Source organism: Pseudoalteromonas sp. Z1A8 (genome assembly GCF_011378855.1).
Taxonomy (GTDB): Bacteria; Pseudomonadota; Gammaproteobacteria; order Enterobacterales; family Alteromonadaceae; genus Pseudoalteromonas.
Map to the genome: position 1 here is coordinate 1 of NZ_WTLB01000084.1, position 9511 is coordinate 9511.

Annotated in this window: 5 protein-coding genes; 3 read left to right on the forward strand and 2 right to left on the reverse strand. The window is 37.6% G+C overall.

Annotation, left to right across the window (positions count from 1 at the left end):
- Positions 1-149 precede the first annotated feature (149 nt).
- Positions 150-1166, forward strand: coding sequence for a protease SohB (gene sohB, locus GQR55_RS19060; RefSeq protein WP_166421853.1), 1017 nt, complete (start codon positions 150-152; stop codon positions 1164-1166).
- Between the two features lie 102 nt (positions 1167-1268).
- Here sohB and GQR55_RS19065 read toward each other — a convergent pair whose 3' ends face one another.
- Positions 1269-2603 (reverse strand): dicarboxylate/amino acid:cation symporter, encoded by a 1335-nt coding sequence (locus GQR55_RS19065; protein ID WP_166421854.1) that lies wholly within the window; start codon positions 2601-2603, stop codon positions 1269-1271.
- 193 nt (positions 2604-2796) lie between these two features.
- Between GQR55_RS19065 and GQR55_RS19070 the strand changes: the two genes are divergently transcribed.
- A complete protein-coding gene (locus GQR55_RS19070; protein WP_166421855.1) occupies positions 2797-5781 on the forward strand; it encodes a hypothetical protein in 2985 nt (994 codons plus the stop codon).
- A 259-nt stretch (positions 5782-6040) separates the two neighbouring features.
- Entirely contained in the window at positions 6041-8761 is a 2721-nt protein-coding gene (topA, locus tag GQR55_RS19075; protein ID WP_166421856.1) for a type I DNA topoisomerase, read from the forward strand.
- A gap of 224 nt (positions 8762-8985) precedes the next feature.
- On the opposite strand, the gene GQR55_RS19080 is transcribed toward topA, so the two are convergent.
- Positions 8986-9228 (reverse strand): hypothetical protein, encoded by a 243-nt coding sequence (locus GQR55_RS19080; RefSeq protein WP_166421857.1) that lies wholly within the window; start codon positions 9226-9228, stop codon positions 8986-8988.
- Positions 9229-9511 lie beyond the last annotated feature (283 nt).

Here is a 9511-nt window from a genome sequence, read left to right on the forward strand (position 1 = left end):
AATCAAAAGATGATAAGGGTATTGTGAAGCAACCAAAAGATCGGTCAACCGATCAAAAATACCTTAACTGATCGGTGTTAACTGAAAAGTGGCTTTTTTTTGTTTTAAAGCATGCTAAATTAGCTGAAATTTATAAATGGAGAAACCTGTTGGAATTTTTATACGAATACGGTTTGTTTTTTGCTAAAACAGTCACTTTTGTTATCGCTATAGCAGTTATTTTAATGTTAGTTGTAGGTGCTGCAGTTAAGCCAAAAGCAAAAAAAGGTGAAATACAAATTGACGATATATCAGAGCAATTAGTTGAGCTTAAAGAAAGCTTTTTACAAAATACGTTAGGTAAAAAAGAGCTTAAAGCGCACCAAAAACAGCTTAAATCGCAAAGTAAAAAAGCAGATAAAGATGAGCCTAAACCTCGTTTATATGTAATTGACTTTGTGGGTAGTATGGATGCTCACGAAGTAGAAAGCTTACGAGAAGAAATTACAGCAATTATATCTATCGCCGATCCAAGTAAAGACAAAGTGCTTATTCGTTTAGAAAGCGGTGGCGGTGTTGTACATGGATACGGACTTGCTGCATCTCAGTTACAGCGTATTAAAAACGCAGGCATACCCTTAAGTGTATCAATTGATAAAGTAGCAGCGAGTGGTGGTTACATGATGGCGTGTGTAGCCGATGAGATACTTGCAGCACCGTTTGCTATTGTTGGCTCTATTGGTGTTATTGCTCAGATACCTAACTTTAATAAAATATTAAAGAAAAACGATGTTGAGTTTGAACAAATAACGGCAGGAGAGTTTAAACGCACACTTACTTTATTTGGTGAAAATACCGATAAGGCCCGCGAAAAATTTCGTGAAGAAATTGAACAAACACATGACTTATTTAAAACGTTTGTAAGCACTCAACGTCCAAGCTTAGATATAAACTTAGTTGCGACAGGTGAGCATTGGTTTGCAACTCAAGCGATTGATAAAGGCTTGGTAGATGTTATAAAAACAAGTGATGATGCATTGCTAGAGCAGCAACATGAGCGCCAAATTTATAAAATTAAATACAAGGTTAAAAAGGGATTAAGCGATAAGTTAGCACTTGGCTTGAGCAGTGGCGTAAATAAAGTAGGGATAAACTTACTTTCTAAATTTAAGTCCCTAAATCTTTAGTCAGATTAAAATTTTCAACCTGAGAACAAGCTAATTATTTTTACTCGAAAAAAAACCTTGATGCAAAACATCAAGGTTTTTTTATAACTCAATAGTCATAGATTATGAATCAATAGACTTATGATAATCTTCTAAATCTTTAGCTGCATTGGGGTCGTTAAAGATACTCTCATCAAGCTCACCTTCAGATTTGGCAACAACACAGGTAACCATACAATCCCCGGTTACATTAACTGCTGTACGTGTCATATCTAGCAAGCGGTCAACACCGATAATAATTGCAATCCCTTCTACAGGTAAGCCAACTTGGTTAAGTACCATGGCCAGCATGATTAAGCCCACACCAGGTACTCCTGCGGTACCCACAGAAGCAAGAGTTGCAGTTAATATAACCATAAGGTAATCAGAAATTGTTAAATCAACACTAAATACTTGTGCAATAAATACGGTCGCCACACCTTGCATAATAGCCGTGCCATCCATGTTAATAGTAGCACCTAGTGGAATAGTGAATGAGGCAACAGAGTTGTTAGCACCTAACTTTTTAGTAGCAGTTTCAAGTGTAATAGGCATGGTTGCGCTTGAGCTTGAAGTACTAAATGCAAATAAGCATGTATGCTTCATTTTTGCTAAGAAAATAAGCGGGTTTAAGCCTGTTAATATTTTTAAAAGCAATGTGTAGTTTACAAAAGCATGTAATAACAGTGCGAGTACTACAACACCAAAGTACTTAGCTAGGCTCACAATTAAACTAAGCTCAATAGTTGTAAATAGTTTTGCCATTAAAAAGAACACGCCATAAGGGGCAATGTTCATTAAAAGCGTAACTAGTTTTAAAATTACTGTGTTTAAATCTTCAAATACGGTAGCTACGCGTTTACCCGCTTTACCACTTAATGCCATTGCTACACCAAATAAAAGCGCAAACACAATAACTTGAAGCATATTGCCTTTGGCCATTGCCTCAAAAGGATTTGTAGGAAACATATCTATAATTACACGTGCAAGGGTAGGGGCTTCTTTAGCATCGTAAGTTGCATTAGATGGGAGGCTTATTCCTTCACCAGGACTAAATAGTAGTGCTAGTGTAATCGCCACTGTTATAGCAATAGCTGTAGTTAATAAATATAAACCAATAGATTTACCACCTAGGCGGCCTAATTTTTTAGGGTCACTTAAGCTACAGGTACCACAAACAAGCGATACAAATACAAGAGGCACAACTAACATTTTTAAGCTGGCAATGAATATTTGTCCACCAACATGGAAAATACCATCAACAAAAAAGGCTTTAATTGGCAAAGAGAATAACCCAAGAGGTATTAGATAATCGTCTTCACCAGCTAATATAGCCTGAAATATAAAACCTACTGTAACCCCAAGCGCCATACCAATCATGATGCGAGTGGTTAAACTCATTGAACGGATTTTTGACATATTTCCTGATCTACATTTTATAAATTTGCCATAGACTACCAGCAAGGAAATATTTACTACAGAAAAAGTTAGTATTTATTTAAAAATATTTCACTCAAAAAAGTAATAAAAAACTGTGATTTTATACTAAGTTATAGGTTAATATTAAGCAGGAATTAATTTTGATTATAATAACAACGCTAGGGAGAGGTTTATGCCTTTAATGCGACTACTCAGCATTTCATTGCTTAGTTTTTTACTCACAGCTTGTGGTGGCGGTGGGTCACTAGAAAAAGATGGCACCATTGGCGACGATACAGGTGATACGGATGTTAGTAGTTCAATTACTTTACAGCTCAGTATTTTAGATAGTAGCGGTGCTGCATTTTCCGATAGCAATCCAGTCAGTAAAGATAACAAAGGTGTTGTAACTGCAATTTTAACAAGCGATGGCGACGCGCTAGTCTCGCAGTTAATTACTTTTACGACTAACTTTACAGGTAAAATAACACCTGAGCTAGGTACTGCGCTAACTGATGAAAGTGGTCATGCTGTAGTGACTTTAAGCAGTGGTGACTTTAAAGGCGCTGGCGAAGTAACGGCCAGTTACATTTCTGATGAAGAAACGATTACTAAAACTCTAGGTTTCATATCAAATGGTGATGACGCTTCAACAGAAGGGGCTGTGGTTGACGTTGATATTAAATTATTACAAGGCTGTGCTGCTGGCTGGGATAGTGACAGAAATATAGTTTCACTTGAACAATCGTATCCAACTTCGGGTTGTACTGTAGTGAATCAATTTTCTTCAGATGAGTTGATTGATGTATTAGTTAAGGTAACGGATACAAGTTCAGGTGACGGTTTTGTTGGAATTATCAGTGAGATTTCAACGGACTTAGGTACATTATTACCGGTTTCTGGTAAAGCATTAACGGATAACTTTGGTTTCGCAATTCTTAAATTACAACCCGGTGCTAATAGCGGAGCAGGTGAAATCACTGCCACATCGAAATCAACATCTAATCAAAAAGCGTTTGAAATCTCTACAGCTGAGTTGCAAGTTAATATCAGTAATGGTTTATTTAATTTACTAGATGTAAATGGTAACCCTGTTGTAGATGAATACCAACCATTAGCAGCAGGTGCAACAACTGTCATTACTGTTGAAATACTAGATAGTAACTCTTTACCAGTTGTAACAGCATTTGACGTTGAATTTACTTCTAACTGTACTCAAGCTGGTTTATCTATTATGGATGCAACGGCAAAAAGTATTAGTGGTATTGCTACTGCTACTTATCGTACCGATGGTTGTAATGCATCACTAGGTGATACTGTTACTGCGACAGTATTAACGGGTGGTACACCGGTTATTAAATCTATTAACATTCCAGTTTCTATTGCGAAAGTAGAATCTATAGAATTTATAGATGTAACACAAAATGTAATTGCACTTAAAGGTACTGGCGGTCAAACACGCTCTGAAACGTCTGAAATTACGTTCAAATTAAAAGACAAAATCGGTAAATCAGTAGTTAGTAGCAGAATGGACTTTCGTTTAAGCGCTACAAATGGCGGAATTAGTTTATCGCATGGTAGTGTTTTCACAGATGCTGAAGGTTTAGCGCGCGTTCAAGTAAATGCGGGTTTTGTACCTATGGCTGTGCGAGTACAGGCATGTTATATCCCTGATGATCAAATTCCTGAAAATCAAAACGATGATGTAACGTGTTGGCAAGATGTTTATTTAGAATGCCAAAAAGATGCAGCAGATAGAAGCGATGATGTGTCGTGCCCAGTAGGTGAGCTTTCTTTAGTATCGCTTGATGAGCAAGTGATTACGGTTTCTGATTTAGTTTCAATTAGCTCTGGTCTCCCTGATGGCAATAGTTTTACTGCAGGTGCACAGACGATTAATATTGAAGCACTTGATTACATTGGTGACACGAACGAAATATCCGTTTACTTAGCGGATCACTTTAATAACCCTGTACCCGATGGAACAGCTGTTTACTTGACCACGGAAGGTGGTGCGGTTGGTACTTTAGACGGTACGGCATTTAATGCACAACTTGAATGTAATACAGTTGATGGTGCATGTAATGCACAATGGCGTAACCAAAATCCTAAACCATTTACAGAGGCTAAATGGGGAAATGGTATTGAAAAAAATTGTGATTTATATTTTGGAAATGCGGCTCCTTGTATTAATGGTATTCTTAGCGCAGCTGATAATGTCGACAATGGCGTACCTTTAGGCGGTCGTGTAACGGTACTTGTTACTGCAAAAGGGCAAGAGTCGTTTATTGATATTAATGGTAATGGACTTTTTGATACTAATGAGTATTACAGTGGCTATGATTTACCAGAAGCGTTTGTTGATCATAATGAAAATGGTGTATACGACGGCTTAGCAGGTACTTATAACCCTGTTACTGCAGAAGTAAAACCGCCTGAATTTTGTCAAGAAGGTAGTGAAGATGATCCGTGTAGTCCAGAAAATACAAATGGCGGTCATTTTGAAGAGAACTTTGATATTGACTTAAATGGCATGCACACATTAGCTGATGGTAAATACAATGGTTTAATATGCACAGAAGATGCAACTAACCCATCTGATGATGATACGTTTGCTAGCCTGTGTACAAAAGATTTAATTGATGTAAGAGATTCATTTCAAATAATATTATCAGGTAGTACTGTTTATAGTCGTTTTGTAGTTACTAAACAAGAGCTTACTAATAAGTTTCCTAATGCTCTTACTGCAAATATAGAAAGCTGTAGTGATATTAGAAGCGTTGCAACGATTGGTGGTGTTATTACTGAAAAATTAATTTTAAGGTTAGAGCCTTCTGATACTGATGATTTTTGTGACGTTAGCTTAATTGATATAAGCTCAGGTGTTGGGTCAAATAGCTTAGATAGCTTAACATTCGGTATTTATTACTCTGATAGATATAACAATCCAATTCCATCAGGTACAGATGTATCAGTATCTACTAAAAATGGTAAATATGATGGTCGTGATGGTTTTACTATGCTTGAAAGCAATAGCACAGCTGCATTTTATGAAGAGTTTACGATTAGTCGTGAAACAGATCCAAATGATGCAAATACCGGTTTGCTAAGTGTTACATTTGAAACCCCTAAAGGGGTACAAACTCCTGCAACGATCACAATTAGAGATGATGGTTAAGGTTTTTAATTATTATATTTAAAAAAATGCCAACCTTTAGGTTGGCATTTTTGTTTCTGTTCTATATATTCCACATCAATTAATCTAAAAACACCTGTTTGTTTAATTTAACGACAAAAATTGTTCGTTTATTCAGTAAATACTGAAAAGTTTGTATTAAAAGCTTGTAACAACTAGTGTTTGTAGATATACCTATAAATATTCGCGCCGCTTATGTCGGCAAAACACATTTTTAATATTTGGTTAGAAATAGGCAACTATGGGCAAATCGCTAGTAATTGTAGAGTCTCCTGCTAAGGCTAAAACAATTAATAAATATTTAGGTAATGACTTCATCGTAAAGTCCAGTATTGGACATGTGCGAGATTTACCTACTTCAGGTTCGAGCAAAGCTAAAGTGCCGGCAACTAAAACGCCAGCAGAAGTTCGTAAAATGGAGCCTGAAGAGAAAGCAGCGTATAAAAAGCAACGAGATTATACAAACTTAGTCGCGCGTATGGGTATTGATCCAAACCAAGGTTGGGATCCGCATTACGAAATACTGCCTGGTAAAGAAAAAGTTGTTCAAGAATTACAAAAGCTGGCAGAAAATGCAGACCAAATATATCTCGCAACGGATTTGGATAGAGAAGGGGAAGCAATTGCTTGGCACCTTCAGGAAATTATTGGCGGCGAGCCTTCAAAGTATAAGCGCGTAGTTTTTAACGAAATTACTAAAAACGCAATACAACAAGCATTTGAAACACCAGGCGAGCTTAACACCGATATGGTTTACGCTCAGCAAACACGTCGCTTTTTGGACCGTGTTGTTGGTTTTATGGTATCACCTTTACTTTGGGCTAAAGTGGCCCGAGGACTTTCTGCAGGACGAGTGCAATCAGTAGCAGTACGTTTATTAGTAGAGCGTGAACGTGAAATTAAAGCATTTATTCCAGAAGAATTTTGGGATATTCACGCTGACGTTAAAAATACTGAGTCTGAGTTACGCTTAGAAGTAGCCAAACAAGCAGGAAAGCCATTTAAGCCTGTAAATGAAGCTCAGGCTAGCGCAGCGGTTAAAAGCCTTGAGAATGCAGAATACAAAGTAATTAGCGTTGAAGAAAAACCAAGTAAAAGTCGCCCAAGTGCACCATTAATTACTTCAACCATGCAACAAGCGGCAAGTACACGTTTAGGTTATGGCGTTAAAAAGACCATGATGCTTGCTCAGCGTTTGTATGAAGGCGGTTATATTACGTATATGCGTACCGATTCAACTAATCTTTCAAAAGATGCGGTTGAAATGTGTCGTGAGTACGTAACGAACGAGTTTGGTGCTAAATATTTACCAAAAGATCCAATTAGCTACAGCTCTAAAGGCAATGCACAAGAAGCGCATGAGGCAATACGTCCTTCAAGCGTTACCGTGTTATCTGGTCATGTTGAAGGTGTAGACGCCGATGCTAAAAAGCTGTACGAGCTAATTTGGCGTCAGTTTGTAGCGTGCCAAATGGTACCTGCTGAATACGATTTAACAACGCTTACAGTTGAAGCTAACGATTTCCAACTTAAAGCGAAAGGCCGTGTGCTACGCTTTGATGGTTGGACTAAAGTACAGCCTGCAATACGTAAAAAGAACGAAGAAGATCAATCATTACCAGCTGTTAAAGAAGGTGAAGTCCTTACTTTAATCGAACTTGATCCTAAACAACATTTTACTAAACCGCCAGCGCGCTTTAGTGAAGCAAGTTTAGTAAAAGAGCTTGAAAAACGCGGTATTGGTCGTCCATCTACTTATGCGTCAATTATATCAACGATTCAAGATCGTGGTTATGTACGTGTAGAAAATCGCCGTTTCTTTGCTGAAAAAATGGGTGAAATAGTTACCGATCGTTTGGTTGAAAACTTTACTGATTTGATGAATTTTGATTTTACAGCAAAAATGGAAGGCCGTTTAGATGACATCGCTGAAGGCGAGCGAGTATGGACTGAAGTTCTTGATAAATTTTATGCTGATTTTTCAACGCAATTAACTGTCGCTAAAGATGAGCCAGAAAATGGCGGTATGCGTCTTAACGAGATGGTTGAAACGGATATTGAATGTCCTACGTGTAGCCGAAAAATGGGTATACGCACAGCATCAACTGGTGTTTTCTTAGGGTGTACTGGTTACAGTCTTCCGCCAAAAGAGCGTTGTACAACGACAATGAATTTAGTGTCGGGCGATGAAGCGGTTCCAGCCGATGTCGAAGACGAAGAAACTGAAAAGCTAATGCAGATGAAACGTTGCCCGATTTGTGAAACGGCAATGGATTCATACCTAATTGACGAAACCCGTAAATTACATGTGTGTGGTAATAATCCAGCGTGTAAAGGGCATATAGTTGAAGAAGGTACCTTTAAAATTAAAGGCTATGACGGACCAATTATCGAATGTGATAAATGTGGTTCTGACATGGAGCTTAAATCGGGTCGCTTTGGTAAGTACTTTGGCTGTAATAATGACGAGTGTAAAAATACACGTAAATTACTTAGAAGTGGTGAAGCAGCGCCTCCAAAAGAGGACCCAGTTCACATCAAAGAACTCGAGTGTGAAAAGTCAGATGCGTATTTTGTATTACGTGATGGCGCCGCGGGTATATTTTTAGCTGCAAATACTTTTCCTAAGTCACGAGAAACACGTGCACCTAAGGTAGAAGAATTAAAACGCTTTAGAGACCGTATTTCGCCTAAGTTTTATTACCTAGCCGATGCACCTGCTAAAGATCCTGATGGTAATCTTGCTGTTGTACGCTACAGCCGTAAAAATAAAGCTCAGTATGTTATGACTGAAGTTGACGGTAAAGCTACTGGCTGGACTGCTCATTATGAAGCAGGTAAATGGACAGAAGAGGCGAAGAAAAAAGCAGCGCCTAAAAAGAAAGCCGCAGCAAAAAAGGCACCAGCTAAAGCAAAACCTAAAGCCAAAGCAAAGCCTAAAACTAAAAAAGAGGATGAATAAGTAGGTATTTCTTATTCATAGCTTTTTATAGTTTTAAAAAGTCATAAAAAAACCGGAATGCACAGCTTGTGTCTATTCCGGTTTTTTTGTGCCTAATTAAATGTTTTCGCAACGGCTTTATTAGCAGTACATTTAACTAAGTGTATTGGGTATATCAATTTTTATTAAAAACATGGTCATTATATTGCACTAAATAGATCGCTAATTTAATGCAATTGGCATGATTAAATTTTAACAGAAGATACTTTTTTATAGCCTTCAGATTCAAGCTCATCATTTACGCATTTTAATACGTAGGCATTTAGCTCTTTATTGCTTACGTCATCATCTTTAGCCCAGTTAACACACATCTCTGTGTATTCTTTTACCATTTCGGCTGAAGCTGTTGGCGCATCGTCTGCTACCGCGTAAGTCGCAGATACTGCAAATAGTGGTGCTACGATTAATGCTAGCAATGCTTTTTTCATTCGTTTATTCCTAAAAAAATGGTGTGATGACTGATTTACCCAGTTTAAGGTTAGGTTTAAACCAGTAGTGCCCAATCCAGAACAACTCTGTTGGTATACTGATTTTTAAACGAAAACGAAATAAAAGATAACGAAATATTTTTATCGTAAGGATGAGTAATTTGCTTGTCGGTATTTCTCAGTATTGTGCTGTAGTAATTTATACCTAAATTCGGATAATAAGTGCAATTTCTCAGATTAGATGGCCAGCTGTTATAATTCGGCCATTTTCTCGCCAAAGGAA